Annotated in this window: 23 protein-coding genes; 11 read left to right on the top strand and 12 right to left on the bottom strand. The window is 73.9% G+C overall.

The genetic code is table 11. From position 1 onward, the window contains the following. The 5 genes from DEF28_RS15280 to DEF28_RS27580 form a co-directional block, all read left to right on the top strand. Nucleotides 1-1,093: sugar ABC transporter substrate-binding protein (locus tag DEF28_RS15280; protein ID WP_114446159.1), on the top strand; the 1,093-nt coding region annotated here is incomplete at its 5' end. Nucleotide 1,094: 1 nt separating this feature from the next. Further along, complete coding sequence (locus tag DEF28_RS15275) at nucleotides 1,095-2,087, top strand: carbohydrate ABC transporter permease (RefSeq protein ID WP_114399592.1); 993 nt, start codon at nucleotides 1,095-1,097, stop codon at nucleotides 2,085-2,087. Beyond that, a complete protein-coding gene (locus DEF28_RS15270) occupies nucleotides 2,084-2,938 on the top strand; it encodes a carbohydrate ABC transporter permease (RefSeq protein ID WP_233515318.1) in 855 nt (284 codons plus the stop codon). The genes DEF28_RS15275 and DEF28_RS15270 overlap by 4 nt, the downstream gene beginning before the upstream one ends. Nucleotides 2,939-3,013: 75 nt before the next feature. Next, nucleotides 3,014-5,008: a glycoside hydrolase family 31 protein gene (locus tag DEF28_RS15265; RefSeq protein WP_114399593.1), complete on the top strand. Its 1,995-nt coding sequence runs from the start codon at nucleotides 3,014-3,016 to the stop codon at nucleotides 5,006-5,008. A 185-nt stretch (nucleotides 5,009-5,193) separates the two neighbouring features. Next, nucleotides 5,194-5,334 carry a hypothetical protein gene (locus DEF28_RS27580; protein WP_158562844.1) on the top strand — a complete coding sequence of 47 codons (141 nt, stop codon included), beginning with the start codon at nucleotides 5,194-5,196 and terminating at the stop codon, nucleotides 5,332-5,334. Between the two features lie 475 nt (nucleotides 5,335-5,809). Here DEF28_RS27580 and DEF28_RS15260 read toward each other — a convergent pair whose 3' ends face one another. Next, on the bottom strand, nucleotides 5,810-6,289 hold the full coding sequence (locus tag DEF28_RS15260) for a hypothetical protein (protein ID WP_114398599.1): 480 nt from the start codon (nucleotides 6,287-6,289) through the stop codon (nucleotides 5,810-5,812). A gap of 579 nt (nucleotides 6,290-6,868) precedes the next feature. Here DEF28_RS15260 and DEF28_RS15255 point away from each other — a divergent pair. Together DEF28_RS15255 and DEF28_RS15250 are read left to right on the top strand one after the other, a co-directional pair. Beyond that, nucleotides 6,869-8,398: a UDP-N-acetylglucosamine 1-carboxyvinyltransferase gene (locus DEF28_RS15255; RefSeq protein WP_114398598.1), complete on the top strand. Its 1,530-nt coding sequence runs from the start codon at nucleotides 6,869-6,871 to the stop codon at nucleotides 8,396-8,398. Between the two features lie 153 nt (nucleotides 8,399-8,551). Next, nucleotides 8,552-9,028: a hypothetical protein gene (locus DEF28_RS15250; RefSeq protein WP_114398597.1), complete on the top strand. Its 477-nt coding sequence runs from the start codon at nucleotides 8,552-8,554 to the stop codon at nucleotides 9,026-9,028. A 517-nt stretch (nucleotides 9,029-9,545) separates the two neighbouring features. Here the strand turns inward: DEF28_RS15250 and dop are convergent. Continuing rightward, nucleotides 9,546-11,066, bottom strand: coding sequence for a depupylase/deamidase Dop (dop, locus tag DEF28_RS15240; RefSeq protein WP_369122482.1), 1,521 nt, complete (start codon nucleotides 11,064-11,066; stop codon nucleotides 9,546-9,548). Nucleotides 11,067-11,399: 333 nt separating this feature from the next. Between dop and DEF28_RS15235 the strand changes: the two genes are divergently transcribed. The 3 genes from DEF28_RS15235 (at nucleotide 11,400) to DEF28_RS15225 (ending at nucleotide 12,773) form a co-directional block, all read left to right on the top strand. After that, nucleotides 11,400-11,639, top strand: a complete 240-nt coding sequence (locus DEF28_RS15235; RefSeq protein ID WP_114398595.1) for a hypothetical protein — start codon at nucleotides 11,400-11,402, stop codon at nucleotides 11,637-11,639. A gap of 208 nt (nucleotides 11,640-11,847) precedes the next feature. Further along, a complete protein-coding gene (locus DEF28_RS15230; protein ID WP_114398594.1) occupies nucleotides 11,848-12,267 on the top strand; it encodes a hypothetical protein in 420 nt (139 codons plus the stop codon). Beyond that, nucleotides 12,252-12,773, top strand: coding sequence for a DUF6653 family protein (locus DEF28_RS15225; protein ID WP_309485822.1), 522 nt, complete (start codon nucleotides 12,252-12,254; stop codon nucleotides 12,771-12,773). Before DEF28_RS15230 ends, DEF28_RS15225 begins: the two co-directional genes overlap by 16 nt. A 66-nt stretch (nucleotides 12,774-12,839) precedes the next feature. On the opposite strand, the gene DEF28_RS15220 is transcribed toward DEF28_RS15225, so the two are convergent. The 10 genes from DEF28_RS15220 to DEF28_RS15175 all read right to left on the bottom strand — a co-directional run bounded on the left by DEF28_RS15220 (nucleotide 12,840) and on the right by DEF28_RS15175 (nucleotide 25,463). Further along, complete coding sequence (locus DEF28_RS15220) at nucleotides 12,840-14,201, bottom strand: ADP-ribosylglycohydrolase family protein (protein WP_199493324.1); 1,362 nt, start codon at nucleotides 14,199-14,201, stop codon at nucleotides 12,840-12,842. Nucleotides 14,202-14,461: 260 nt separating this feature from the next. Further along, a complete protein-coding gene (locus DEF28_RS15215; protein WP_114398592.1) occupies nucleotides 14,462-15,610 on the bottom strand; it encodes an ADP-ribosylglycohydrolase family protein in 1,149 nt (382 codons plus the stop codon). After that, nucleotides 15,611-16,630, bottom strand: coding sequence for an ADP-ribosylglycohydrolase family protein (locus tag DEF28_RS15210; protein WP_114398591.1), 1,020 nt, complete (start codon nucleotides 16,628-16,630; stop codon nucleotides 15,611-15,613). Nucleotides 16,631-16,934: 304 nt separating this feature from the next. Continuing rightward, nucleotides 16,935-17,948, bottom strand: coding sequence for an ADP-ribosylglycohydrolase family protein (locus tag DEF28_RS15205; RefSeq protein ID WP_114398590.1), 1,014 nt, complete (start codon nucleotides 17,946-17,948; stop codon nucleotides 16,935-16,937). Further along, nucleotides 17,948-19,225 (bottom strand): ABC transporter substrate-binding protein, encoded by a 1,278-nt coding sequence (locus DEF28_RS15200; protein WP_114398589.1) that lies wholly within the window; start codon nucleotides 19,223-19,225, stop codon nucleotides 17,948-17,950. The genes DEF28_RS15205 and DEF28_RS15200 overlap by 1 nt, the downstream gene beginning before the upstream one ends. A 62-nt stretch (nucleotides 19,226-19,287) precedes the next feature. After that, nucleotides 19,288-20,166 carry a carbohydrate ABC transporter permease gene (locus DEF28_RS15195; RefSeq protein ID WP_114398588.1) on the bottom strand — a complete coding sequence of 293 codons (879 nt, stop codon included), beginning with the start codon at nucleotides 20,164-20,166 and terminating at the stop codon, nucleotides 19,288-19,290. Further along, nucleotides 20,163-21,002, bottom strand: a complete 840-nt coding sequence (locus DEF28_RS15190; protein WP_114398600.1) for a carbohydrate ABC transporter permease — start codon at nucleotides 21,000-21,002, stop codon at nucleotides 20,163-20,165. The genes DEF28_RS15195 and DEF28_RS15190 overlap by 4 nt, the downstream gene beginning before the upstream one ends. A 79-nt stretch (nucleotides 21,003-21,081) precedes the next feature. Then, nucleotides 21,082-22,131: a LacI family DNA-binding transcriptional regulator gene (locus DEF28_RS15185; RefSeq protein ID WP_114398587.1), complete on the bottom strand. Its 1,050-nt coding sequence runs from the start codon at nucleotides 22,129-22,131 to the stop codon at nucleotides 21,082-21,084. A 450-nt stretch (nucleotides 22,132-22,581) separates the two neighbouring features. After that, nucleotides 22,582-24,351 (bottom strand): proteasome ATPase, encoded by a 1,770-nt coding sequence (arc, locus tag DEF28_RS15180; protein WP_114398586.1) that lies wholly within the window; start codon nucleotides 24,349-24,351, stop codon nucleotides 22,582-22,584. A 161-nt stretch (nucleotides 24,352-24,512) separates the two neighbouring features. Then, nucleotides 24,513-25,463: a tRNA (adenine-N1)-methyltransferase gene (locus tag DEF28_RS15175; protein ID WP_114398585.1), complete on the bottom strand. Its 951-nt coding sequence runs from the start codon at nucleotides 25,461-25,463 to the stop codon at nucleotides 24,513-24,515. A 259-nt stretch (nucleotides 25,464-25,722) separates the two neighbouring features. Between DEF28_RS15175 and ppgK the strand changes: the two genes are divergently transcribed. Next, a partial coding sequence (ppgK, locus tag DEF28_RS15170) for a polyphosphate--glucose phosphotransferase (protein WP_147281065.1) occupies nucleotides 25,723-26,556 on the top strand: 834 nt, incomplete at its 3' end.

Below are 26,556 nucleotides of genomic sequence, written 5' to 3'. Positions count from 1 at the left end.
CCAGCAGGGCAGCGCCGCCTGGGACGAGATCCTCGCGACCTGCGAGGAGCGCACCGGGATCACGGTCGAGCGCCAGAGCATCCCGCCCGACCAGATGCTGCAGCAGGTGCTCCAGCAGGTCGGCTCCCGGTCGCTGCCGGACCTGCTGTTCGTCGACAACCCGCAGCTCCAGCAGATCGCGGAGACCGGAGCGCTCACCCCGCTCGGCGACTACGACATCGACACCGGCGGCTACTACCCCGGCATCGTGGAGGCCGGCAGCCACGACGGCGAGCTCTACGGGCTGGCCCCGGGCGTCAACGGGCTCGCGCTGTTCTACGACCGCGCGCTCCTCGACGAGGCCGGCATCGAGCCGCCCGCCACGTGGGAGGAGCTGCGCGCGGCCGCGGTGGAGCTGTCGTCCGCGGACCGCTACGGGCTGGCGTTCTCGGCGATCACCGCCGAGGAGGGCACCTGGCAGTTCCTGCCGTTCTTCTGGAGCAACGGGGCCGAGCTGACCGACCTCGACTCCCCCGAGGCCGTCGCGGCGCTGGAGTACGTCAGCGGCCTGGTGGCCGACGGCGCGGTGTCGGCGTCGGTCCTGGAGTGGAACCAGAACGACGTCGCCGACCAGTTCGCCTCCGGCAACGCCGCGATGATGGTGAACGGCTCGTGGAACCTGGCCCGGCTGCGCGAGGAGCCCGGCCTCGACTACGGGGTGGTGCCGATCCCGGTGCCCGAGGCCGGCGCCGACCCGGTCGTGGCGCTCGGCGGCGAGGTCGCCGCCATCCCGGCCACGGGTGCCGGCAGGCAGCAGGCCGCGGCGCGGGTGCTGGACTGCGTGCTGTCCGACGACGTGATGTCGACGTGGACGGCCGGCCACGCCTACGTCCCCGCCCGCGAGGACCTCGCCCGGCGCATGGCCGAGGAGGACGCGGAGATGGCGCCGTTCGTCACACAGGTGGCGACCGCGCGCTCCCGCACCGCCGACCTCGGCGGCGGCTACCCGGCGGTGTCGGCCGCGCTGATCGACGCGGTGCAGCGCGCGATCACCGGCGAGGCCTCCGCCGCCGACGCCCTGCGCGCCGCGCAGACCGCCGCCGAGGGGTCCTGAGATGCGGTACCGCGCACCGCGGGGCGGCGGAGGGCGGCGACTGACCCGGCCGCGCACCGCCGCCCGCCGCCCCGGCGCGGCGCGGAGGAGGCACGCGGCGGGCCGGCGGGCCGAGCGCTGGGCGGGCGCCGTGTTCCTGCTCCCGCTGGCCGGCTACGTCGCGGTGTTCTTCGGCTACCCCGTCTACCACAACGTCTCGATGAGCCTGCGGGAGTTCACGGTCCGCTCCTACTTCACCGGGGAGGCGCCGTTCGTCGGCCTCGCCAACTACGCCGCGGTGCTGGGCGACCCCGTGTTCCCGGCGGCGGCGCGCACGACCCTGCTGTTCACCGCCGGCTCGATCACCGCGCAGTTCCTCCTCGGACTGGGCCTGGCGCTCTTCTTCCGCCGCGCGTTCCCGCTCGGCGGGGTGCTGCGGGCGCTCCTGCTGCTGCCGTGGCTGCTGCCGCTGGTGGTCTCCGGGGCGGTGTGGAAGTGGATCCTCACCCAGGACCACGGGGTGCTGAACCAGGTGCTGCTGGCCGCAGGCGTGCTGGACGGCCCGATCCCGTGGCTGACCAGCACCCAGTGGGCGCTGGTGTCGGTCACGCTGGTCAACATCTGGGTCGGCATCCCGTTCAACATGGTCATCCTGTACGGCGGGCTCCAGGCGATCCCGGAGTCGCTGTACGAGGCCGCCGCGCTGGACGGCGCGGGCGCCTGGCAGGCGTTCCGCGCGGTGACGTGGCCGCTGCTGCGGCCGGTGGTGGCGGTGGTGCTGATGCTCGGGCTCGTCTACACGGTCAAGGTGTTCGACGTCATCATGGTGCTGACCGGCGGCGGGCCGGCCGGGGCCAGCGAGACCCTGACCACCTGGTCCTACGCGCTGTCGTTCGAGGAGTTCGCGTTCGGCCGCGGCGCGGCCGTGGGCAACCTGCTCATCGTCGTCGCGCTGCTGATCGCCCTGGCCTACCTGCGGTCGGTGCGCCGGCAGATGGCGGAGGCGGCGTCGTGAGGGCCCGCACGCGCCCGCGCGGCCGGCGGACGCGGCCGGCCGGGCGCGGCTGGTGGCGGACGGCGGTCGCCGTCGCGGTCCTGGCCGTACTGCTGTTCCCGCTGTACTGGATGGTCAACGCCTCGCTGCTGCCGAGCGAGGCCCTGCTGCGCCGTCCACCGGTGTGGTTCCCGGTCGGCGGCACGCTGGAGGGCTACGCGGCGGCCATGCGCACCCAGGGCCCGCACCTGCTAACCAGTCTGGCGGTGGCGCTCGGGGTGGTGGCGGTGACCCTGGCGGTCGCGGCGCCGGCCGGTTACGCGCTCGCGCTGCTCCGCCCGCGGGGCGGCACCGCGCTGGTCCTGGTGCTGCTGCTCGTGCAGATGGTGCCGGGAATCGTCATGGCCAACGCGCTGTACGCCGTGTTCAACCGGGCCGGGCTGGTGGACAGCCACCTCGGCCTGGTACTCGCCGACTCCACGCTGGCCGTGCCGTTCGCGGTGCTGCTGCTGCGCACGTTCATGCTGGCGGTGCCGCGCGAGCTGGCGGAGGCGGCCCGGGTGGACGGAGCGGGCCACTGGCGGACCTTCGTGTCCGTGGTGCTGCCGGTCAGCCGCAACGGCGTGGTCACCGCCGGTCTGTTCGCGTTCCTGTTCGCCTGGGCGGACTTCCTGTTCGCGGTCACCCTGACCACCGGCCGGGAGTTCCAGCCCGTGACCGTCGGCATCTACCGGTTCATCGGCAACCAGACCACCGACTGGAACGGGGTGCTGGCCACGGCCGTGCTCGCCTCCGTCCCGGCCGCGTTCCTGCTCGTCCTGGCCCAGCGCCACGTCGCGGCCGGGATCACCGGAGGCGCCGTGAAGCAGTGACCTGGCGCGCGCCCCGACGACCTGCCCCGTTCCCCCGACCGTGCGAGACGTTCCACGAGACACCTAGGGAGCACCATGTCCGACATCCATGTCGACGGCGGCGCGCTGGTGCGGCGCGATGGCCACGAGGTCCTGCGGATCGAACCGTGGGGACCGGACTCGCTGCGCGTCCGCGCGGGCCTGCACCGGCTGCGCGACGACCTGCCGGGCGCGCTGACCGAACCCGTGCCGTCGTCGGCGCGGGCCCGCGTCGCCGACGGCACCGGGGTGGTCGTCAACGGGGACCTGCGGGCGGTGGTCGACGACCGGGGCCTGCTGCGGTTCGAGCGGGTGTCCGACGGCGTGGAGCTGCTCGCCGAGGAGCGCGCGCACTTCTGGTGGCCGGGCTCCCGGCTCCTCCTCGCCAACGGCGACGGCTCGCACCGGCTGGAGCAGCGGTTCCGCGGCTACTCCGACGAGCGGCTGTACGGGCTCGGCCAGCACACGCACGGCCGGCTCGACCAGAAGGGGCTGGTCATCGACCTGGAGCAGCGCAACGCCGAGGTCAACGTCCCGTTCCTGGTGTCCAGCCGCGGCTACGGCCTGCTGTGGAACAACCCGGCCATCGGGCGGGTGGAGCTGGCCGGCAACGGCACCCGGTGGGTGGCCGACAGCGCCCGGCAGATCGACTACTGGGTGACCGCGGGGGCCCCGGCGGCCGTGCTCGGCCGCTACGCCGACGCGACCGGGCACGCGCCGCCGCTGCCGGAGTGGGCCAGCGGGTTCTGGCAGAGCAAGCTGCGCTACCGCACCCAGGAGGAGCTGCTGGAGGTGGCGCGCGAGTACCGGCGCAGGGGGCTGCCGCTCTCGGTGATCGTGGCGGACTTCTTCCACTGGACCGCGCTCGGCGACTGGCGGTTCGACCCGGCCGAGTGGCCGGACCCGGCGGCGATGGTACGGGAGCTGGACGAGATGGGCGTCAAGCTGATGGTGTCGGTCTGGCCGTCGGTCAGCCCGCTCAGTGAGAACTACCGGGAGATGAGCGAGCGCGGCCTGCTCGTGGGCACGCGGCAGGGCCTGCCGTTCCACGCGCCGTGGGACGACAAGGGGTTTCCCGCCGAGCTGCCGGTCGCCTTCTACGACCCCACGAACCCGGAGGCGCGCCGGTTCGTCTGGGAGGCAGTGAAGCGCAACTACTACGACATCGGCGTGCGGGTGTGGTGGCTGGACGCCTGCGAGCCGGAGATCCGCCCCGGGCATCCCGGCAACCTCGACTACCACGCCGGCCCGGGCCTGGAGGTCGGCTGCTCCTACCCGGTCGAGCACGCCCGGGGCTTCTACGAGGGCATGCGGGCCGAGGGCGAGACCGAGATCGTCTCGCTCTGCCGGTCGGCGTGGGCGGGCAGCCAGCGGTGGGGCGCGGCGCTGTGGTCGGGCGACATCCCGGCGACCTGGGAGTCGCTGGCCACGCAGCTGCGGGCCGGGCTGAACGTGGCGATGTCGGGCATCCCGTGGTGGACCACCGACATCGGCGGGTTCCACGGCGGCGACGCCGGCGACCCGGGCTACCGGGAACTGGTCGTGCGCTGGTTCCAGTACGGGGCGTTCTGCCCGCTGTTCCGGCTGCACGGCGACCGCGCCCCGCGCACCCCGCTCGGCGCGCAGATGACGGGCGGCCCCAACGAGGTGTGGTCGTTCGGCGAGGAGGCCTACGGGCACATCACCGAGGTGCTGCGGCTGCGCGAGCGGATCCGCCCCTACCTGATGGAGCAGATGCGCGCGGCCCACGAGACCGGTGTGCCGCCGATGCGCCCGCTCTTCGTGGACTTCCCCTCCGACGGCCGCTCGTGGCAGGTGGAGGACCAGTTCCTGCTCGGCCCGGACGTCCTGGTCGCGCCGGTGGTCACGCCGGAGACCCGGGCGCGCTCGGTGTACCTGCCCGAGGGCGCGGAGTGGACGGACGCCTGGACCGGCACCGTCCACGCGGGCGGCGGCACGGTGGTCGCCGAGGCGCCGCTGGCCCGCATCCCGGTCTTCCTGCGCGCCGGGGCGGACGTCCCGATCGCGCCGCCGGGGGCCGCCGGGCGGTGACCCCCGGGGGCGGTGGGGCGGGTGGTGCCCCGCTCCCCCACCGCCCCCGGCGGACGAATCGCCACATCCCACCTAATTGCCATGTTCTCCCAGCTCAGAATGGCCGGGACCGGCCGATCTCGGTGACAGCGCCGCACCGGCCTGCTTATGGTCCACGGGACACGCCCCCGAACGAGGAGGTCTCCATGGGCAGGCACGAGAAGCCGAGCCGGCAGCCGCAGGAGAACGGCCCGGCCGCCGAGGGCGAGGGCGGCGGCACCGCACCGCAGGAGCAGGAGTCCGCCGCTCCCCCCGAGAACGCCGGTGGCACACATACGAGTACGTGACGGCCGGAGGAGGCGCCGGCGCACCCGTCGCCGCCCCGCGGCGGCGGGTGCGCCCGGAGCGCCGGTACGCGTCCGTTGCCCCGCGCTCGGCCGGCGGCGCCGCATCCCGGCCGGACGTAGCTGACCAGTACCTGACGGGTGACCAGGGGCGAAGGCGCCACCGCCCGCCGCGCCCGACTGCGCGGCGGTGACCGGCCGGCCACGGGTACCGAGTACCGTCCCGACGCCCGCGAACACACCCCGCGCCGCACGCAGCGGTACGGAACGGACGTCGGCGCCCCCGGCGCGCCGCGCCTGCCGGAGCCGCCGCTGGCGCTGCGGGGCGCCGCGGTACGGCAACCCGCGGCCGTACGCGGTCGACGGCGAGGAGCGGGCGCGCCGGGGTTCGGCTGGTGCGGTCGCCCGTGCGGCCGGACGGCGGTGCGCACGGCGGTGCGCACGGCGGCGTGCTGACGGCACAGCCTCGTGCGGCGGGTCAGGTGCAGGCGAGCGGGCCCAGGTCCAGGTTGCCGTCGTACAGGGGCTCGCCGGGGCCGATGTGGTCGCCGTGCGAGGCCCGGATGTGCACGCATGTGTCCCGGCCGTACACCCGGACCGGTCCCGCGTAGAACCGGAAGTCGCCGGTGTCGCCGTCGTAGCCGGCCTCCCAGCCGTCCTCACCCCACGCGGAGTCGTACATCTGGATCGCGAGCGGCGTCGCCTGTCCGTAGCGCTCGTGGCCGGGACGCTTGACCAGGACCGCGCAGTTCCAGCCGGTGTCGGAGTCGTGGTAGAGCCAGACGTCGCTGCGGTAGTGGGTCGCGCCGGTGAGCCGGTCCTCCAGCGGCACCGGCCAGCTCCCCACCAGGGTGCCGCCGCAGCCGTACTCGCCCGCGAGCGCCGCGGGCGGTGCCGCGGCCTGCAGCCCCACGGCGGCCACCAGCACCGCCAGTGCCGACGCCAGCTTCTTGCGCATCTGCGCCCTTCCCGTTCTCTTCCGGAGGAGTCGCCTGATCGTGTCAGACCGCCCTTTCAGCGGGCTTTCACACGCCTCACGCCGGTGGGCCCGCACGCGGGACCGGGCCACTCCGCGGGGAGGGGGCGGCGCCCGAGTTGCTCAGAACGTAGCGGACCGGAGTGACAGCGGCCGGTAGCCGCGCCGTCGACGGTCCGTTCGGCTGGTCGGGCGGTCCCGCACCGGCGCGCTCCGGTGCGGAGCAGGCCGGACCGGCACCCGCCGCGGGCGGGGCGGGCCGTCCGGCCGCCCTCGGCGGCGAACGCCACGGGGGCCGCGGCTCCCGTGCTCGGAGGTCCCCTGCGCCGCGGTCACCGCGGTAGGGCGGGCGCGCCTCGCCCGCGCCCCCGTGCGGGGGCTCCGGCGTGACATCCGTCCCATCCCGGCGGGCGGAGCGCCTACCGGGACCCGCTGTTCGCCCGATGTCCGCACGTGGGCTAGCGTGCGGCCGTGGGATGGACGTCCCGAGAGCCGGCGGTCACCATCCACATACCCGCACCACACGCTGAGACAATCTCATCAGCGATATACTCTTGCCTCATGAGCAACGATTACCTCGCCCGCATCGGCAGCCTCGTCCGCGACGCCCGGAAACACCGTGGCTGGTCGCAGGCCCAACTGGCCGAGGCTCTCGGCACCAGCCAGAGCGCCATCGCCCGCATCGAGCAGGGCGGCCAGAATCTCGGAATTGAGATGGTAGCCCGGATCGGCGAGGCCCTGGACAGCGAGATCGTCTCCCTGGGGCACTCGGGCCCCATGCATCTGCGCGTCGTCGGCGGCCGGCAGCTCTCCGGCCAGATCACCGTCAAGACGTCGAAGAACGCGTGCGTGGCGCTGCTCTGCGCCTCCCTGCTCAACCGGGGCCGCACCACGCTGCGCCGGGTGGCCCGCATCGAGGAGGTGTACCGCATCCTGGAGGTGCTGGACAGCATCGGTGTGCGGTCGCGCTGGATCAACGACGGCGTCGACCTGGAGATCACTCCCCCCACCGAGCTCGACCTGGACGCCATCGACGTCGAGGCCGCGGTGCGCACCCGCAGCGTCATCATGCTGCTGGGGCCGCTGATGCACATCCTCGACGCGTTCAAGCTCCCCTACGCCGGCGGCTGCGACCTCGGGACCCGGACCGTGGAACCGCACATGGCCGCGCTGCGCCCGTTCGGGCTGAACGTCATCGCCACGAACCACCAGTACCACGCCACCGTGGACCGGGCACTCTCCCCCACCCGGCCGATCGTGCTCACCGAGCGCGGCGACACGGTGACCGAGAACGCGCTCATGGCCGCCGCCCGCCGCGACGGCGTCACCGTCATCCGCAACGCCTCCTCCAACTACATGGTCCAGGACCTCTGCTTCTTCCTGGAGCAGCTGGGTGTCACCGTCGAGGGCATCGGCACCACCACGCTGACGGTGCACGGCAGGCCCGACATCGACGTGAACGTCGACTACGCCCCCTCCGAGGACCCGGTGGAGGCGATGAGCCTGCTCACCGCGGCGATCGTCACGTCGTCGGAGCTCACCATCCGCCGGGTCCCGGTGGAGTTCCTGGAGATCGAGCTGGCCGTGCTGGAGGGCATGGGCCTGGACTACGACCGCAGCCCCGAGTACGCCGCCGACAACGGCCGGACCCGCCTCGTGGACCTCACGGCGCGGCCGTCCAAGCTCACCGCACCCCTCGACAAGATCCACCCCATGCCGTTCCCCGGCCTCAACATCGACACCGCGCCGTTCTTCGCGGCCATCGCCGCCACCGCGCACGGGTCGACCCTCATCCACGACTGGGTGTACGACAACCGCGCCATCTACCTCACCGAGCTCACCCGCCTGGGCGCCACCGTGAAGCTGCTGGACCCGCACCGGCTCCTGATCGACGGCCCGACCCGGTGGCGCGCGGCAGAAATGGTGTGCCCGCCGGCGCTGCGCCCGGCCGTGGTCGTCCTGCTCGCCATGATGGCCGCCGAGGGCACCTCGGTGCTGCGCAACATCTACGTGATCAACCGCGGCTACGAGGAGCTCGCACAGCGCCTGACCGAGGTCGGCGCGCAGATCGAGGTGTTCCGCGACATCTGACCGCCGTCCCCTCGAACGCGCGCCGGGGCCCGGCCCCCGTGGGCGGGGGCCGGGCACGCGGGATCAAGAAATCGAGCACGCTCGGCCAAGCCCGTCGGGGGCCGCCGCGGGCAAACTGGGGAACGCCCCTGTCCCCGGACGAGAGGATCCCCCATGCCCCGGACACTCATCCGCGCCCTGCGGGGCGCCGGCGCGGCGCTGGCCCTGGCCGCGACCGCGATCGCGGTCGCGGCCCCGCCCGCCTCGGCGCACTCCATCGACGAGATCGTCCGTTCCTCCGCCGGATGCGGCTGGTCCAGCGGCGGATACGACACCCTGCACAAGGACGCGGTCCGGACCTCGGACGGACGCACCCTGGGCGCGGTCGTCCTGCTGTGGAGCGGCACCTACGGCGAGAACTGCGTCATCACGCAGAAGACCGGGTCCCTGCACGGCGTTACCAGCACGACCGCCGCCTACCTCTACATCCAGGGCGCCAGCACACGGCACGACATCGACGACTACGCGCACTACGCCGCCGTGAGCGCCCCCACCGCGGGCCGGTGCGTCCACTACGAGGGGTCCATCCGCACCCCCGACTGGAGCGACGTCGGCTTCGGCGGGCGCGACACGTGGGGCAACTGCGGCTGACCTGGTCCCGTTGCCGTTTCCGAGTCCGGTCCCATGACCGTGAGGGGGCGTTGGTGCCGTCCGCCGGCACGTCGCTGACCGCCGCCATCGCCGCGGCCGTGTCGCGGCAATGCGGCCCTCCGCTGACCGGTGGCACCGTGCGCTTGTAGGGGGGCGAGGAGTCGGCCGCCTACCGCGTGGGTGAGGAGGTCGTGCGGATCGGCCCCGTCTGGCGGTCGGAGCTGTACTGGCGGCTGCGGCCCTAGCCCCGCCGGGCCCGCGCCCCGGGCCGGACGGTGGTGCGACCGCATCAGTTTCGTGCGGGCCTTCCCCGCGCCCCGACCCGGTCGAGCGGCCGCGCACCGGCCTACCCGTCGCGCCGCCCAACACGGCCACGGAGCAGGGCGGAGACGCCGGTTACCTGACCTACCCGGCGTACCAGCACACCGGGTGACGGTGGTCCCCGGCGTCCGGTCCCGTGTCATCTCGGCGGGACCGGACCGGGTGCCTGGGCGTCGATCCGCTGCGACTCCCGTCGCTACTTCCGCTCGCCGGTGAGGATGGCGACGAGGTCGGCCGCGGTGGGGGAGCGGTCGAGCAGCGCGCCCACGTGCTCCTTGGTGCCGCGCAGCGGCTCCAAGGTGGGCACCCGCTGGAGGGAGTCGCGGTTCGGGAGGTCGAAGATCACCGAGTCCCACGAGGCCGCGGCCACGGAGTCGGCGTACTTGGCCAGGCAGCGCCCGCGGAAGTAGGCGCGGGTGTCCTGCGGCGGCTCGGTGATGGCGCGCCGCACCTCGGCGTCCTCCAGCAGCCGGCGCATCCGGCCGCGCGCCACCAGGCGGTTGTACAGACCCTTGTCGGGGCGGACGTCGGAGTACTGGAGGTCGACCAGCTCCAGCCGGTGGTGGCCCCAGTCGATGCCGTCGCGGGCGCGGTAGCCCTCCAGGATCTTGAGCTTGGCCACCCAGTCGAGCTCGTCGGCGAGCTGCATCGGGTCGTCGGCCAGCCGGGTGAGCACGGACTCCCAGCGGTCCAGGACGTCGGCGGTGTCGGGGTCGACGTCGGCGCCGTAGCGGTCCTCGACGTACTTGCGCGCCTGGTCCAGGTACTCCTGCTGGATCTGCAGGGCGGTCATCCGGCGGCCGTCGCGCAGCCGCGCGGTGTGCGTCAGCGTGGGGTCGTGCGAGATCGCCCGCAGGTCCGCGACCGGGGTCTCCAGCGACAGGTCGACGCTGATGAACCCGTCCTCGATCATGGCCAGCACGATGGCGGTGCTGCCCAGTTTCAGGTAGGTCGAGGTCTCGCTCATGTTGGCGTCGCCGATGATGACGTGCAGCCGCCGGTACTTGTCGGGGTCGGCGTGCGGCTCGTCGCGGGTGTTGATGATCGGCCGCTTCAGCGTGGTCTCCAGCCCGACCTCGACCTCGAAGAAGTCGGCGCGCTGGCTGATCTGGAAACCGTCCTCCCGGCCGTCCGAGCCGATGCCGACCCGGCCGGCGCCGCAGACGACCTGGCGGGAGACGAAGAACGGGATGAGGTGCCGGACGATGTCGGCGAACGGCGTCGAGCGGCGCATGAGGTAGTTCTCGTGGCAGCCGTAGGACGCGCCCTTGTTGTCGGTGTTGTTCTTGTACAGCTGGATCGGGTCCACACCGGGGATCGTGGCCGCGCGCCGGGCTGCGTCGGCCATGACGAGTTCGCCGGCCTTGTCCCACAGCACGGCGTCCCGGGGGTTGGTGACCTCGGGAGCGGAGTACTCCGGGTGCGCGTGGTCGACGTAGAGGCGGGCGCCGTTGGTGAGGATGACGTTGGCCAGGCCGAGGTCCTCGTCGGTGAGCTGGGAGGGGTCGGCGACCTCGCGCGCGAGGTCGAATCCGCGCGCGTCGCGCAGCGGGTTCTCCTCCTCGAAGTCCCACCGCGCCTTGCGGGCCCGGGCCGCCGAGGCCGCGAGATAGGCGTTGACCACCTGCGTGGAGGTCACCATCGCGTTGGCACCGGGGTTACCGGGCACGGAGATGCCGTACTCGGTCTCGATGCCCATAATCCGCCGCACACTCATGCCTTGAGGTTATCCACCGGCGGCGTCCCTTGAACGCGGCTCGGCGAATTGTGGCCCAAGAGCCGCCGTTTCCGGGTGTTTCGATGACCCTGCGCCGATGATCCGGCGGACCTGCGCGGACACCGGCGGCCGGGACGGCCGGGACGTGCGGCGTGTCAAGGATCCCCACCCCGAGCAGGCGCATTCCTGACCGTCGCGCAGGGTCCGCGCGTCCGTCTCCGGCTAGCGGAGCGAGGAGCGCGGGGCGGACCCCGGCCGCGGGCCGCGGCGCTCCGCGACGGGCAGGGCGAACCCCGCCGGCCCGTGTCCGAACCGCTGAAGGAGGGATCTGTCATGGACCGACTCGCCACCGCCGCGCTGCTGGCGGCCGCCGCCCTGGCTCCGGCCGTCCTCTCCGCCACGGCCCGTGCCGACGACGGCGGCGCCGACGCGACCTCGCCCGCCGACATCGTGCTCTGCGGGTCCGGCACCGGCGGGGCCGCGGGGGCCATGGTCGCGGGCTGCGGCAACCCCGACGTGAGCGCCGTCGACGAGTCCGACCTGGGCGACAGCGACGGGGCCGGCGAGGACTGACGGCACCGGCGCACGGCGCCGCGGCCGCCGCGTTCAGCGTGGAAGAGCGGGCCCGCATCACCGCCTGCCCGCTCGACACCGCGGAGCAGCTCTTCGCCGCCCAGGGGCGCGCACGACCTCGCTGGAGGAGCTCACCGCTCCGGCCGGGATCTCCGAGGGCGGCTGCTACGCCTTCTTCGACTCCAAGGAGGCCCTGGACAAGGACGTCGTGATCCGCCGGGCACCGCTGATCGGGCGGCGGCTGGCGGAGGCGCTCCGGACCACGCCGAGCGCGGCGGCGCTCGCGGAGCTGATGCGGCAGATGTCCACCGTCCTCACCACGGACCCGTTCTACCGGCGGCTGGTGACGCACCCCGACGAGCTGGCGCCGGTCTCCCGCCGCGTCGGTGCGGAGGAGGTCGCCCGGGTCACGCCGCCCGTCCTGGCGCCGCTGCTCGGCTCCCTGGCCGCCGGCCAGCGCGCCGGTGTGATCGTCGCCGACGTGCCGCCCGACGTGGTCGTGGGGGTGCTGCGCACGGCCGGGCTGGTCGTCATGAACCGGCAGCGCTACGGCGACGGCTACGCACAGGTCCTGGACGCCGTGATCACCGCACTCGCGCGCGGGCTGACCACATCGGGAGGAGACTGACATGGGGAGCGCTGCCGAAGCTGGCGGCCGGCTTCCGGATGGACGACGAGGCCTGGCGGCGGCACGCCAACCCGTGGAGCGTGTGGACCCGGTTCGCGGCGGTACGCGCCGTGATCGCCGCGCTCGGGAGCCGCGCGTGGCTCGGCTGGTGGTACCTCCTGCCCGTCGCCGCCGTCGCCGGCTGGCTCTGGCTGGACCCGCACGTCTTCCCGACGGTCACCGCGCCGCGCACCTGGGCGCCCCGGAGGGGCTACGGCGAGCGGCTGTGGCTGGCGGACCCGGCTCTGGCCTCCGCGGAGCACCGGCGGTTCCACCGGCTGCTCGTCCCGCTCCGAGCGGTCAGCCTCGGGCTGCCCGGTTACGGGCTGGTCGGCTACGGGCTGGTCGTCCTCGATGTCTGGCCGACCGCCTGCGGCGCCGCGCTGCTGGTGCTGGGCCAGCTCCGGCGCATCGACCGCTTCGGGATGCTGTACGGGGAGGGGCGGCGCCGCGGCGCCGCGCCGTGAGGTGCTGGGCCGCGGCGCCGCGATGGCGCTGCTCCGCGCGGCGCCGCCCCTCCCCGGCCGCACCGATCAGTCGGCGGCCCTCGGGACGAGGGCGCGGGTTCGGGCCGCGAGGTCGTCGAAGGCGGCGGCGTCGAAGCCGGTCATGCTGCTGGCGACGCGGTTGCGCAGCGGATCCGTCCACCGCGCCGGGATCCCCGAGGCACCGAGCAAGCCGCCGACGACCGAACCGACCGTCGCCCCGTCGGAGTCGGTGTCCCACCCGGCGGAGACCACGGCGGCGACCGACGCGCCGAAGTCGCCCGCCCCGTGGACAAGGGCGGCGGCCACGGCCGCCGCGTTGTTCACGCTGTGCACCCAGTGCAGGTCCGCGTGGCGCGCGTGCAGGGCGTCGAGCACGCGCTCGAACTCGCGCTCGGAGCGTGCGAGGGCGGCGCCCTCACGGACCGCGGCCGCGAGCCGCGACTCCGGCGGCACCACCCGCAGCGCGCCGGCGAGCGCCTCCTCCGGGTCCTGCGCCGTCAGCGACATCGCGGTCAGCGCGGCGGCGAACATGGCGCCGTAGACGCCGTTGGCGGTGTGGCTGAGGACCGCGTCGCGGTGGGCGAGCAGGGCGGCCCGCGCCGGGTCGCCGGGGTTGACCCAGCCGTAGACGTCGGCCCGGATCATGGCGCCGATCCACTCGCGGAACGGGTTGCGGTGCACGGCGGTCTGCGGAGGGACCAGACCGAGCAGCAGGTTGCGCAGGGCGACCCGTTCGGCGGTGAAGACCCGGCCGGCGGGCAGCTCGTCCAGCCACACCTGCGCGACGTCCTCGGTGCCGAACCCGGTCCCGTACCGTTCGAGCAGCGCCAGGGCGAGCATGGGGAAGTTGAGGTCGTCGTCCTCGGGGGTGCCGTCGATGTTCTCGGCGAGGCTGGTCGAGGCGCTGCGCCGGTTCCACGGCCAGCGCGCCGCCACGTCGTCGGGCAGCCCCCGGGCGGTGAACCAGCCGCGGATCGGCCAGTTCCCGGTGGCTTCGGCGATGGCGCGGATGCCCTCCCGGGGGATCTTCTCCACGGGTTTGCCCAGGACGCACCCCGCGGCCCGGCCCGCCCACGCCCCGTGGACGCGGTCGGCCAGGTCGGGGCCGGGCGCGGCGAGTCGCGCGCCGGGCCAGTCGGGGCAGGCGGCGATGACGGCGTCGAGGTCGGTGGGCTCCCGGTCGGCCAGCGGAGAGGGGATCGACGCCAGTTCGTCGAGCAGCTCCTCGGCGAGGCGGCGCAACCGGGGCGGAGCCGGTTCGGCCGACGCGCCGGCCATGGGGGGCGCGTCGTGGCCTCCGGCGTCGCGCCAGCGCCGGGCGACGGCCTCGGCGTCGCGCCCGTCCTGGCGGGCCTGGCGGAGTTCGTGCCCGATCAGGTCCTCGGGGTGGATCCAGGTGAGTCGCACCGCTGTCCCCAGCCTTTCCTGTCGCTCTCTTCGCTTACTGCCCCGCGTCCGGGGCGCTCTCCGACCGCCGGGCGGCGCGGTCGCCGCCTCGCGCGCCGGCCCGGGGCTGCCCGGCGCCCCCGCACGGGCCGGGCGGCCCCGGGGCCGGCGCGCGCTGGCGTCCACCGGCCGGGGCCCGGCGCGCGCTCCCGCCGACGTCCCGGGCCGTCCGCCGCCGCCGTGCCCCCGCACCGCGCTGGCGCCGCGCCCGGCCCGCGGGATCAGCCCTGCGGGGCCGTCAGCTCGGAGAAGACCCGCTCGTGCTCGCGGCGGGCGGCGACGTCGGCGAGGTGGATGCGGCGGGCGACCTCGGCCAGTTCCAGGCCCGGCGCCTCCAGATCGATCCGGCTGGCCCGGGCGATGTCGGCACGCCACTGCTCCGGCACGCAGGCGCGGCCGCCCAGCGCGCCGGCGATGGCGCCGCCCATGCTCGCGATGGAGTCGGCGTCGCGCCCGTAGTTGACGCCGCCGAGGACGGTGCCGCGGTACCCGCCGTCGGCGATGAGCAGGAACGCCAGCGCCATCGGGAGCTCCTCGATGGCGTGCACCCGGCTCGGGCGGCGGGCGCCGAGCCCCTGGTCGCGGTAGGTGTCGGCGACGGTGTCGAACGGTGCCATGGCCGCGCGCAGGTCCGGTGCCGCGTCGCGCCAGTCGGAGATGGAGCGGGCGCGCTCGCACACGGCCTCGATGGCGGCGCGGGTACCGTCCTTGGCGACCCGCAGCGCGGCGGCCACCACGGTCTCCGCGCTCGCTCCCGGGCGCATGGCCTCGGCGACCGCGGCGGCGAACACCCCGGCGGCCTCGCGCCCGTAGCTGGACTGGTGCGCGCCGGCCAGGTCGACGGCCTCCGCGTAGGCGGCCGCGGGATCGCCCGCGTTGACCACCCCCACCGGGGCCATGTACATCGCCGCGCCGCAGTTGACGATGTTGCCGACGCCGGCCTCGCGCGGATCGACGTGCCCGTAGTGCAGCCGCGCCACGAGCCACTTCTCGGCGAGGAAGACGCGCTGCAGCAGCAGGGCGTCGGCCTCCAGCTCGGGGACCCACCGCTTCTCGCCCATCATCTCCGGCACCAGGTACTCGGCGGCGGCGTAGGCGTCGAGGTGGCGTTCGGCCTTGACGTAGACGCGGACCAGCGCGTGGGTCATCAGGGTGTCGTCCGTGATGTGCCCGTCGCCCTTGTGGTAGGGGGCGATGGGGCGGGCGTTGCGCCAGTCGGCGTGGAACGGGGGGACGATCCCCTCGACGACGCCCGCGTAGCGCTCCCGGATCTGCTCGGGGGTCCAGCCCTCGGTCGCGCCTCCCAGCGCGTCCCCGACCGCCGCACCGGCCAGGCACCCCACGGCCTTGTCCTGCAAGGGGGTCAGCATCTAGGACACTCCTTCATCGTGGTGGTCGGTCGCGTCCGCCAGCGCGTCGGCGATCGCGACGAGGTCCTGCCCGGCGAGTTCGGGCAGGCAGCAGCCGCCCAGGCGGCGGGCCCGCTCGCGCCAGCCCGCGGGCTGCGCCGCGTAGCCGCCGAGAGCGCCGGTGAGCGCGCCGGTGAGGGCGGGCAGCGAGTCCGCGAGGGGCATCAGGGTGGCCGCCGCCGACACCGCCGCGCCGAGCCGGCCGCCCGCCGCCCGAACCAGGGCCAGGGCCGCGGGGACGGTGTCGGCGGCCGCGACGCCGTAGCTGTAGACGTGGTCGCGGCACACCTCCTCCACCGCCGGGACCAGCGCGAACGGGTCGTCGCCGGGGAGCGCCAGCGCGGCGCGGGCGGCGGCGCCGATCGCGGTGTCGGCGGGGAGTTCGGCGAGGGCCGCGTCAACGGCCTCGCCGGCGCTCGCTCCGCCCACGGCGGCGGCCGTGCCGGCGGCCATGGCGCGGGCCCCCGCGACCCCATCCAGGGCGTTGGTCACCCGGGCGTCGGCCTCGGCGGCGCGGGCGGCCGCCGCCGGGTCGCCGCCGTGGGCGGCACCGAAGGCGACCGCGCGCACGGCGGCCGCGTCGTCGAAGTGGTGCGGGTTGTCGTGCCCGCTGACGGGCGGCCCGGTGCCGCGCCGCAGGTGGTCCAGTGCGGTGCGCACCGAGATCCGGGCCCGGACGTCGTCGCGCACCGCGAGCTCCCCGAACGCCTCGGCGCGGTCGCGGCCGATGGTGCGCGCGGTCCACGCCAGCCATTCGGCGTCGTCGGAGGGGCCCAAGGCCAGCGCGGCGACGGGCTGGTTCAGCGCGAACGGCACCGGGAGGGTGGTGACGCCGTGCTCCTCGGCGAAGAGGTCGAGTTCGCGGCCCAGCCGGCGGGTCCAGGGCGCGAGCAGGCCGAAGCGGTGCCGGGCCGCGGGCCAGCCGGCGGCATCGCCGATGGCCAGCCCGGTGAAGGCCCCGCGGATACGGTCATGGCTCATCTCGGACTCCTTGGGTGGTGGCGCCGGCGGCGGAGCGGGACGCGGGCGGCGCCGGGCGCGGCCTCCGGCGGGCGCCGCGAGCCGGGGCCGTGCGGCGGGACCGGCGGGCACGGCGGCCCCGGGGCGGCGGGTCCCGCGCCGCGGGTCGGCGGCATCCGCCGCACCGCCGCCGCTCCGGCCGCGCGCTGGGCCGTCCCCGGGGCCGCCGGCACGCAGGCGGCCCGCGCGAGCGCGGCCCCGGGCGGCGCGTACCGGTGCGGGTCCGTGCGGGCGGGCAGCGGCCGCTGCCCCGTCCCGGGGCCGGTCATGGCGCGGTTCGCCCCCTCCCCCGCGCGGCGACGAGCAGGTCCGCGGTGTCGGCGACGTGGCGGCCGGCGACGGCGGGCAGGCAGCTGCCGCGGAGTGGCCCGATGGCGCGGCGCCAGCGCTCGGGGACCCCCGCGGCGCCGCGCCCGGCACCGGCCATCGCTCCGGCGATGGCGGCGGTGGTGTCGGCGTCGCGCCCCAGGTTGGCGGCGGTGACCACGGACTCCTCGACCGCGCCGCCGCCCGCGAGGTAGGCGGCGAACGCGAGCGCGACCGCTTCGGGCGCCAGGTCCGTCCACGGGTAGCGGCCCTGCACCACGGCGTCGTGCAGCGCGCGGGTGAACGCCTCGCCGGGAGCGCTGTGGGCCCGGGCCACGGCGAGGGCGGCGCGCAGGTTGCGCGCCGTCCAGGAGTCGGCGGGGACCGCGGCGAGCCCCGCTTCGGCGACGGAGTCCGGGCCGGCCCCCGTCATGGCGACCGCGACGGCGGCGGCGACGGCGCGCCCGCCGAGGATGCCCTCACCGGACTGGCTGACCGACCCGTCCACCTCGACCAGCCGCGCGGCCTCCCCCGGATCGCCCGCGGCGAACACCCCGTAGGGCGCGGCGCGCATGGCGAGGCCGTCGGACCAGCCGTGGTGGTGGGCGCGGCCGGTCAGGGGCGGCGCCAGGCCGCGGCGCAGCGCCTGCGCCGTCCCGAGTTCGGAGAACCCGGCACCGCGCATCGGTCCCTCGATGGTGAGGACGTGCGCATGGTAGGCCGCCACGACGTGCGCGGGGGTGAGCGCGTGCCCGTGCTCGGCGAGCAGCAGCGCCGCGAAGACGCTGTACTCGGTGTCGTCGGTGCCCGCGGCCACCCCGTCGGGACCGGTCTCCAGCTCGGTGAGCCGCCCCCAGCGGCGGGCGATCTCGGCGGGCGCCAGGTTCTCGGCGGGCCGCCCCAGGGCGTCCCCGGCCGCCAGGCCGAGGAGGGCGCCCCGGGCGCGGTCGCGCACGGCGTCGGCGTCGGTCATCAGTGGTACCGGCTCAGCACGTCGTTGCCCTCGGTCTCCAGCCGCTCGCTCAGCTCGTCGATGTCGATCTCGCCGCTGAAGTACTCCTCAAGGGCGGGCTGCGCGACCCGGTTCTTCCACTCGTCGAACCCCTGCACCCGCAGGTAGGGGGCGACGACGAGGTTCTGGGCGGAGGCGGTGGCGACGTTCCAGTCGTCCTCCTCGGTGTTCAGTTCCGGCGCCGCGGCGGCCTGCTGGCTCGTGGGCAGCAGCCAGTCGCCCAGGGCGAGGTCCACCTGGTTCTCCGCGTTGAGGAAGAAGGAGATGAACTCGGCCGCCTCCTCGGGGTGGGCGCTGTCGGCGGCGACCGAGAGGGTCTGGGACGCCGCGCCCTGCTCTGCGGTGTCGCCCACCGGGGTCGGGATGGTGACCCAGTCGAAGTCCTCCGGCGCCTGCTCCTCCACCTGCTGGCGGGCATAGACCCCCACCTGGACCATCGCGTACTCCTCGGCGAAGAAGGCCGGGAGCGGGTCGGAGCCGGACATGCCGACCGTCCCGGGGTCGGCGGTGCGGTCGGTGTGGATCTGGTCGTGGATGCGTTCGAGCACCGCGCGCTCGGGCTCGCCCATCCTGGCGGTGGCGCGGCCCTCCCCGTCGACCTCGAAGAAGGTGCCGCCGTAGCTGAGCGACAGGTTCAGCACGCGGTTGACGGGGTTGCCGAGCGGCCAGGCGACCGCGTAGGTGTCGTCGTCGGTGAGCTCTTCGGAGGCCTCGGCGAACTCGTCCCACGTCCAGGGGTCCTCCGGGGTGGGGATGCGGACGTCGGCCTCCTCCAGCAGCTCGCGGTTGGCGATGAACACCTGCGACTCCTGCAGGAACGGCACGCCCACGATCTGGTCGCCGAAGGTGGCGGTCTCCCACGCCTCGGGGCGGATGTCCTCCTTGAGCTCCTCGGGGATCATGCCGGTGAGGTCGGCCAGGTAGCCGCGTGCGGCGAAGCCGGCCAGCGCCGGGGAGTCGTTGTGGATGACGTCCGGCGGGTCGCCGGCCTCGAACCCGGTCATGAGCTGGTCGTTGACGTTGTCCCAGCTGCCCTGGACGTACTCCACCCGGATGTCGGGGTTGGCCTCGTTCCACTCCGCCACGAGCCGCTCGTTGGCCTCGACGGACTCCGTCTGCCAGGCCAGGCTGAGGAACCGGAGCGTCACGGGGCCGTCGTCGGCGCCCGTGCCGCACGCGCTCAGCGCGAGCGCCCCGGTGAGAGCGGCCGCGGTGAGCGGCAGGATCCTGCGACGCATGGGGAACACCTCCTGTGCCGGATCCGCCGGGGCGGCGGATCCGTGTGAGCCGATACGGCGGGTCATCCCTTCACCGCGCCGGAGACCATGCCGCCCTTGAGGCGGCCCTGGATGAAGGTGAAGAACACCAGGCTCGGGATGGTGGCCAGCAGGGATGCGGCGGCCAGGGGCCCGAGCCGGACCACGCCCTCGGGGCCGGTGAAGCGCACCAGCGCGAGCGGGAGCGTCTGCACCTGCGGGTCCTTGAGCAGGATCAGGGCGAACAGGAACTCGTTCCACGACGAGATGAACCCGAACATCAGCGCGGCCACGACACCGGGGGCCAGCAGCGGGGCCACGACGCTGACGACCGTGCGCCACCGCCCGGCCCCGTCGACCGCGGCGGCCTCCTCCAGCACCGGCGGCACCCCGCGGACGTAGCCCTGGAGCATCCACAGCACGAACGGCAGGCAGAACGTGACGTGCACGACCACGAGGCCGGCCAGCGTGTTCACCAGGCCCATCGTGCGCAGGATCATGAACACCGGGATGATGATCAGGATGAACGGGAAGACCTGGCTGACCAGCACCCATCCCAGCGCCACCCGGTTCAGCCGGGAGCGGAACCGCGCCAGGGCGTAGGCGGCGGGCAGCGCGATGAGCACCACCAGCACTGCCGAGGCCAGCGCGACCACCAGGCTGCGCTGCGCCGCGCCCACGAGGTCCTGTTCGCCGAACGCCGCGGCGAAGTTGGCCAGCGTGGGCTCCAGCGGGATCCAGGTGGGGTCCAGCCGCGCCATCTCGCGCGAGGTCTTCAGCGCGGTCGAGGCCAGCCATACCAGCGGGAAGCCGAGGAAGACCAGGTAGCCCGCCAGGGCGAGGTACTGCAGCGCCCGGCCGGCGGTGCGCCCGGCCCGGCGGCCGGCCGCGGAACCGCGTCCGCCCCGCGATGCACCGGTCATCGCATCTCCTTCAGTTGGCGGCGCAGGTACACCGCGAGCACCGTGAGGACGACCGCGACGATGGCGACGCCCATGGCGGCGGCGTAGCCGAAGAAGCCGTAGCGGAACGCCTCCTCGTAGGCGTAGAGCATCGGCAGCCGGGTGCGCCCGCCCGGGCCGCCCTGGGTGAGCACCCACACCAGGGCGAACTCGTTCATGTTCCACACGAAGTTCAGCGAGGTGATGGTGGTGATCACCGGGCGGAGCTGGGGCAGGGTCACGCTGCGGAAGCGCCGCCACGCGCCCGCGCCGTCGACCTCCGCCGCCTCGCGCAGTTCGCGCGGCACGCCCTGCAGCCCGGCCAGCAGCACGATGGTGGTCTGCGGCATCCCGGTCCACACGCCGACGACGATGATCGCGGGCAGCGCCACGGAGAAGTCGTTGAGCCAGTCGATGTCGCCCGAGACCAGCCCGATGTCGCGCAGGGTGGCGTTCAGGATGCCGGCGTCGGGATGGTAGACCAGCCGCCACATCAGGCCGACGATGACCGGCGGCATCGCCCACGGCACCATCGCCAGGGTCCGGGCCAGCCAGCGCAGCCGGAGGTCCTGGTTGAGCAGGAGCGCCAGGCCCATGCCCGCGGCGAGCTGGAGGACGGTCACGCTGACCGCCCACACCAGGCCGATCTGGAACGACGCCCAGAAGTCGCCGTCGGAGAGCAGATCCGCGAAGTTGCGCGGGCCCACGAAGGCCACGTCGACGTTGCGCCCGGAGCGCGCGTCGGTGAAGGCCAGGTAGACGCCGTACACCAGGGGGGCGACGCTGAAGAGCACGACCGGCACCAGCGCCGGGAGCATCAGGCCCAGCACCGAGCGGTCGGGCCGGCCGGCCCGCGGCCGGCGCCCGGGCCCGCGGGGGGCGGCCGGGGGCGGTGGCTCAGCCCGCGGCGGAGCCGTTGTCGACGACACGTGCACCTCCCGTTGACGCGCGCACGACCAGGCGCGGTTCGACAGTCACGACTCGGGGGGCGGAGGGGGCCGCGCCGCTGTCGAGCCGGTCCAGCAGCAGCCGCGCGGCGTGCCGTCCGCGCTCGGCCGATCCCAGCGAGACGCTGGTCAGCGGCGGCCAGGACACCGCCGCGAGGTCGGTGTCGTCCATCCCCACCACCGCGACGTCCCCGGGCACGTCCAGGCCGCGGGCGCGCAGGGCGTCGAGCGCGCCGAGGGCGATGAGGTCGTTGGCGCACAGCAGGGCGTCGGGCATGGGGGCGGGGCCCTCGGCCATCCGGCGCACGCCCTCGGCCCCGGTCTCACGGTCGAAGCGGCCCTCGTGGAGCGCCCCGTCCTCGACGGTCAGCCCGGCGCGGGCGGTGCCGGCGCGAAACGCCTCGGAGCGCGCGCCGCCGGGGACGGTGTCGGCCGGACCGTTGATGAACCCGATCCGGCGCCGGCCCAGCTCGGCCAGGTGGCGCAGCGCCATGTCGACGCCGCGGCGGGAGTCGGTGCGGACGTTGTCGGCCAGCCCGTCGCCGGGCAGCGAGCCGATGACGACCACGGGCGCCTCGACGGCGCGCAGTTCGGCGACGTGCTCGTCGGTGACCCGGATGGGGACGATGATCAGGCCGTCGGCGTAGCGCTGCCCGAGGCCGCGGAGCACCTCGACCTCCTCGGCGGTGTCGGCGCCGGTGGAGTGCAGCACCAGCCGGTATCCGGCCGCCTTCAGGAGGGGCTGGATCTCCCGCAGCATCGCGAGGTAGACGGGGTTGCCAATGTCCTCCACGGCGAAGGCGATCTGGTGGGTGCGGGCGGACCTCAGCGACCGGGCGACGGAGTTGGGGACGTAGCCGAGACGGCCGGCCGCGTCGAGCACGCGGCGCTCGGTCTCGGCGCGGACGGGCAGGCCGTTGAGCACGCGGGAGACGGACGCGATCGACACCCCCGCCGCTTCGGCGATCGTGGTGATCGTCGGGCTGCCGCGCGCTGCCATCGGAACCTCCCCTGACGTGTGCGGACGGCGAACTGTAAACGTTTACAGCACCGGTCGGTGTGAATTTCTGTAAACGTTTACGGTGATTGATCACCAATGCAACATCCCGGACGCGGCGTACGTCAAGCCGCGTTACCCAGTCGTTGCCGATCCCGCCACCAGGGCACGCGCCCGCTCGGAGCGAGCACGGTCCGGCCCTCCTGGAACGAACCGCACGGACGCGGCCGACCGGGGGCGCCGGGGAGGAGGTTTCCCCGCGCCGGCCCCGGACCCGCCTCGGCGGGTGGGCGGACTCCGGCAGGTCCACGGCGGCGAAGAGCGGGCCCGCGGTGATCCGGTCGGGTCGCCGACTCGCGGGAGCCGCTGCCACCCGCCGTCACGCGGGCCGGAGACAGCGCGCACGAACGGGGCCCCACCGGAAGTCCGGTGGGGCCCCGTTCGGCGGTGTCGCTACAGGTACTGGCCGGTGTTGGCCACCGTGTCGATGGAGCGGCCGGAGTCGGCGCCCTTCTTGCCGGACACCAGGGTCCGGATGTAGACGATGCGCTCGCCCTTCTTGCCGGAGATGCGGGCCCAGTCGTCGGGGTTGGTGGTGTTGGGCAGGTCCTCGTTCTCACTGAACTCGTCCACGCAGGCCTGGAGCAGGTGCGCGACCCGGATGCCCTTGGTGTTGGTGTCGATGAAGTCCTTGATCGCCATCTTCTTGGCGCGGTCCACGATGTTCTGGATCATGGCGCCGGAGTTGAAGTCCTTGAAGTACAGGACCTCCTTGTCACCGTTGGCGTAGGTGACCTCCAGGAAGCGGTTCTCCTCGGTCTCGCTGTACATCCGCTCGACCACCCGCTGGATCATGCCCTCGACGGTGGCCGTCGGCGAGTCGCCGTGCTCGGCGAGGTCGTCGGCGTGCAGCGGCAGGTCGTGCGTGATGTACTTCGAGAAGATGTCGCGCGCCGCCTCGGCGTCGGGGCGCTCGATCTTGATCTTGACGTCGAGCCGGCCGGGGCGCAGGATCGCGGGGTCGATCATGTCCTCGCGGTTGGACGCGCCGATGACGATGACGTTCTCCAGCCCCTCGACACCGTCGATCTCGCTGAGCAGCTGGGGCACGATGGTGTTCTCGACGTCGCTGGAGACTCCGGAGCCGCGGGTGCGGAAAATGGAGTCCATCTCGTCGAAGAACACGATGACCGGCGTGCCCTCGCTCGCCTTCTCGCGGGCGCGCTGGAACACCAGCCGGATGTGCCGCTCGGTCTCGCCGACGTACTTGTTGAGCAGCTCCGGGCCCTTGATGTTCAGGAAGAAGCTCTTGCCGACGTCGCGGCCGGTCTTCTGCGCGACCTGCTTGGCCAGCGAGTTTGCCACGGCCTTGGCGATGAGGGTCTTGCCGCAGCCGGGCGGCCCGTAGAGCAGCACGCCCTTGGGCGGGCGGAGCCGGTGCTCGTAGAAGAGCTCCTTGTGCAGGTAGGGGAGTTCGACGGCGTCGCGGATCATCTCGATCTGCCCGCCGAGCCCGCCGATGTCGGTGTAGGAGATGTCGGGGACCTCTTCGAGGATCAGCTCCTCGACCTCGGACTTGGGGATGCGCTCGTAGACGTAGCCGGAGCGCGACTCCAGCAGGAGGGAGTCGCCGGGCCGCACCGGCTGGTCGCGCAGCGGCTCGGCCAGCCGGACGATCTTCTCCTCGTCGTGGTTGGAGATGACCAGGGCGCGGTCGCCGCCCTCAAGGATCTCCTTGAGCATGACGACCTCGCCGACGGTCTCGAAGGCCAGCGCCTCGACGACGTTGAACGCCTCGTTGAGCATGACCTCCTGGCCCGGGCGCAGCTCGTCGATGTCGACCGAGGGGCTGACGTTGACCCGCATCTTGCGGCCGTTGGTGAAGATCTCGATGGTGTCGTCGTCCCGGGAGCCGAGGAAGACGCCGAAGCCCGACGGCGGCTGGGCCAGCCGGTCGACCTCCTCCTTGAGCGCGACGATCTGGTCGCGGGCCTCCTTCAGCGTCGCGACCAGGCGCTCGTTCTGCCCGTTGACGGCCGCCAGGTTGGCCTGGGCCTCGCGGAGACGGTCTTCGAGCAGCCGCACGTGGCGGGGGGAATCGGCGAGCTTGCGCCGGACTACGCTGAGTTCCTTTTCCAAATAGGAGACCTGAGCCGTGAGGTCTGCGACTTCACGGTCGCGCTCCGCCTGACGCTCGTCGTCGCGATCGGCCACGTCCGCCACCTCCCTAGAAGAGGACGACTACTCGAAACCCTACCTACCCATGGACTATTCCTAACCTGTCCGCACCGCTCAGTGTCGAACCACTCACTTTTCGATCTTGTGGACGCCTAGCTCAGGCTGATAGTGGGCTACGTCACGCTAGGAGAACGTAACGCCGATGCCTAGGCGCGGTCATCCGGATCGGCCGTAATTGCGGGTTCCGGATCGGTCGTTGCGGCCGGAGGCTCCGTGCCGCGCTCCGCGCGCGCCTTCTGCCAGTCCTCCCCGTAGGCGCCCTTCGCCGGTCGGCGGCGGCGCTCGGGGGCGGCGGCGCCCTCGGCGAGCCGGCGGGCGGTGACGAGGAACCCGGTGTGCCCGATCATGCGGTGGTCCGGGCGCACCGCGAGCCCCTCGACGTGCCAGGTGCGCACGAGGGTCTCCCAGGTGGCCGGCTCGTAGAAGCCGCCGTGCTCGCGCAGCGCCTCCACGATCCGCGAGAGCTGCGTCGTGGTGGCGACGTAGCCGCAGATGAGGCCGCCGGGGACCAGCGCCTTCGCCACGGCGTCCAGGCACTCCCACGGCGCGAGCATGTCGAGGATGACGCGGTCGACGTCGGTGTCGTGGATGCTCTCGGCGAGGTCGCCGACCGTGAGCCGCCAGGCGGGGTGCGGGCGGCCGAAGTAGCGCTCGACGTTGGTGCGCGCGATCTCGGCGAAGTCCTCGCGGCGCTCGTAGGAGGAGACCAGTCCCTCCTCCCCGACCGCACGCAGCAGCCAGCAGGAGAGCGACCCGGAGCCGGCGCCGGCCTCGATCACCCGGGCACCGGGGAAGATGTCGGCCTGCGCGACGATCTGCGCGGCGTCCTTGGGGTAGACGATGGTCGCGCCGCGCTTCATCGACAGCGTGAAGTCGGCCAGCAGCGGGCGCAGGGCGACGTAGGCGGTCCCGGAGGTGGCGCGCACCACACTGCCCTCCGGGAGGCCGATCAGGTCGTCGTGGTCCAGCCGCCCCCGGTGGGTGTGGAACGCCGTGCCGGCGCGCAGGGTGATGGTGTGCATGCGTCCCTTGGGGTCGGTCAGCTGCACGATGTCGCCGTCCTGGAAGGGTCCGCGGCGGCCGTGGATGCCGGTCACTTGTTCTCGTCTCTCCCGCACTGGTGTCCGTATGAGGCAGTCGCCCAGCGTATCCGCCATGATCAGCCCCGGCGTAATCGAGCCGGCCGGGCCGGACGCGCGGCCGCGGGGTGGCCGGGGTCACGCCGCGGGCCGAATGCGGGTTGAATAGGGGAGACGAGGTTGCGGGGGGACAGAGACACTGCACTGCGGCGAGGAGACCCCGCCCGGGTCCGCGGTGGACTGGATCGCCTCCCTAGCGCAGAAAGGCAAGCACTCCATGGTGAAGAACGCGCCGAAGGTCGGACTCGGCATCGACATCGGCGGCAGCGGTATCAAGGGCGCGCCCGTGAACCTGGAGACGGGCGAGTTCGTCGTGGACCGCGTCAAGATCGCCACCCCCCAGCCGTCGACGCCGCAGGCCGTGGCCAAGGTCGTCGCGGAGATCGCCGGGGCCTTCCCCGAGCACGTCGATCCCGGATGCCCCCTGGGCGTGACCTTCCCCGCGGTCATCCAGCACGGAGTCGCCCGCAGCGCCGCCAACGTCGACCGGTCGTGGATCGGCACCGACGTCCAACGCCTGCTGGCCGACGAGACCGGGCGGCGGGTGATCGTGGTCAACGACGCCGACGCGGCCGCGATCGGCGAGCACCGCTACGGCGCGGCCGCCGACACGCCCGGTGTGGTCCTCATGACGACGCTGGGGACCGGCATCGGCACGGCGCTGCTGCTGGACGGCCGGCTGGTGCCCAACACGGAGCTGGGCCACCTCGAGATCGACGGGCACGACGCCGAGACCCGCGCCGCCTCCAGCGTCAAGGACCGCGAGGAGCTGTCCTACCGGCAGTGGGCCGAGGAGCGGCTGCAGCGCTACTACTCGGTGGTCGAGGACCTGCTGTGGCCGGACCTGATCGTGGTCGGCGGCGGAGTGAGCCGCAAGGCCGACAAGTTCCTGCCGCACCTGCACCTGCGCGCGCCGATCGTGCCGGCCAAGCTGCGCAACACCGCCGGCATCGTGGGGGCGGCCGTGCTCGCCGTCGAGCGGTTCGGCGCGCGCAGGTGCAGGTGCGGCAGGAACTTGTCGGCCTTGCGGCTCACTCCGCCGCCGACCACG

The sequence above is a fragment of the Marinitenerispora sediminis genome (assembly GCF_003336425.1).
GTDB classification, from domain to species: domain Bacteria; phylum Actinomycetota; class Actinomycetes; order Streptosporangiales; family Streptosporangiaceae; genus Marinitenerispora; species Marinitenerispora sediminis.
Note: the sequence above shows the minus strand (reverse complement) of the source record. Positions and strands in the feature narration are given on the sequence as shown.

Coding starts and splice junctions, on each gene's coding strand:
- DEF28_RS15275 (WP_114399592.1), top strand. CDS start 1,095: ATGCGGTACCGCGCACCGCGGGGCGGCGGAGGGCGGCGACTGACCCGG.
- DEF28_RS15265 (WP_114399593.1), top strand. CDS start 3,014: ATGTCCGACATCCATGTCGACGGCGGCGCGCTGGTGCGGCGCGATGGC.
- DEF28_RS27580 (WP_158562844.1), top strand. CDS start 5,194: ATGGGCAGGCACGAGAAGCCGAGCCGGCAGCCGCAGGAGAACGGCCCG.
- DEF28_RS15260 (WP_114398599.1), bottom strand. CDS start 6,289: ATGCGCAAGAAGCTGGCGTCGGCACTGGCGGTGCTGGTGGCCGCCGTG.
- DEF28_RS15255 (WP_114398598.1), top strand. CDS start 6,869: ATGAGCAACGATTACCTCGCCCGCATCGGCAGCCTCGTCCGCGACGCC.
- DEF28_RS15250 (WP_114398597.1), top strand. CDS start 8,552: ATGCCCCGGACACTCATCCGCGCCCTGCGGGGCGCCGGCGCGGCGCTG.
- dop (WP_369122482.1), bottom strand. CDS start 11,066: ATGAGTGTGCGGCGGATTATGGGCATCGAGACCGAGTACGGCATCTCC.
- DEF28_RS15235 (WP_114398595.1), top strand. CDS start 11,400: ATGGACCGACTCGCCACCGCCGCGCTGCTGGCGGCCGCCGCCCTGGCT.
- DEF28_RS15215 (WP_114398592.1), bottom strand. CDS start 15,610: ATGCTGACCCCCTTGCAGGACAAGGCCGTGGGGTGCCTGGCCGGTGCG.
- DEF28_RS15210 (WP_114398591.1), bottom strand. CDS start 16,630: ATGAGCCATGACCGTATCCGCGGGGCCTTCACCGGGCTGGCCATCGGC.
- DEF28_RS15205 (WP_114398590.1), bottom strand. CDS start 17,948: ATGACCGACGCCGACGCCGTGCGCGACCGCGCCCGGGGCGCCCTCCTC.
- DEF28_RS15200 (WP_114398589.1), bottom strand. CDS start 19,225: ATGCGTCGCAGGATCCTGCCGCTCACCGCGGCCGCTCTCACCGGGGCG.
- DEF28_RS15195 (WP_114398588.1), bottom strand. CDS start 20,166: ATGACCGGTGCATCGCGGGGCGGACGCGGTTCCGCGGCCGGCCGCCGG.
- DEF28_RS15190 (WP_114398600.1), bottom strand. CDS start 21,002: ATGCTCCCGGCGCTGGTGCCGGTCGTGCTCTTCAGCGTCGCCCCCCTG.
- DEF28_RS15185 (WP_114398587.1), bottom strand. CDS start 22,131: ATGGCAGCGCGCGGCAGCCCGACGATCACCACGATCGCCGAAGCGGCG.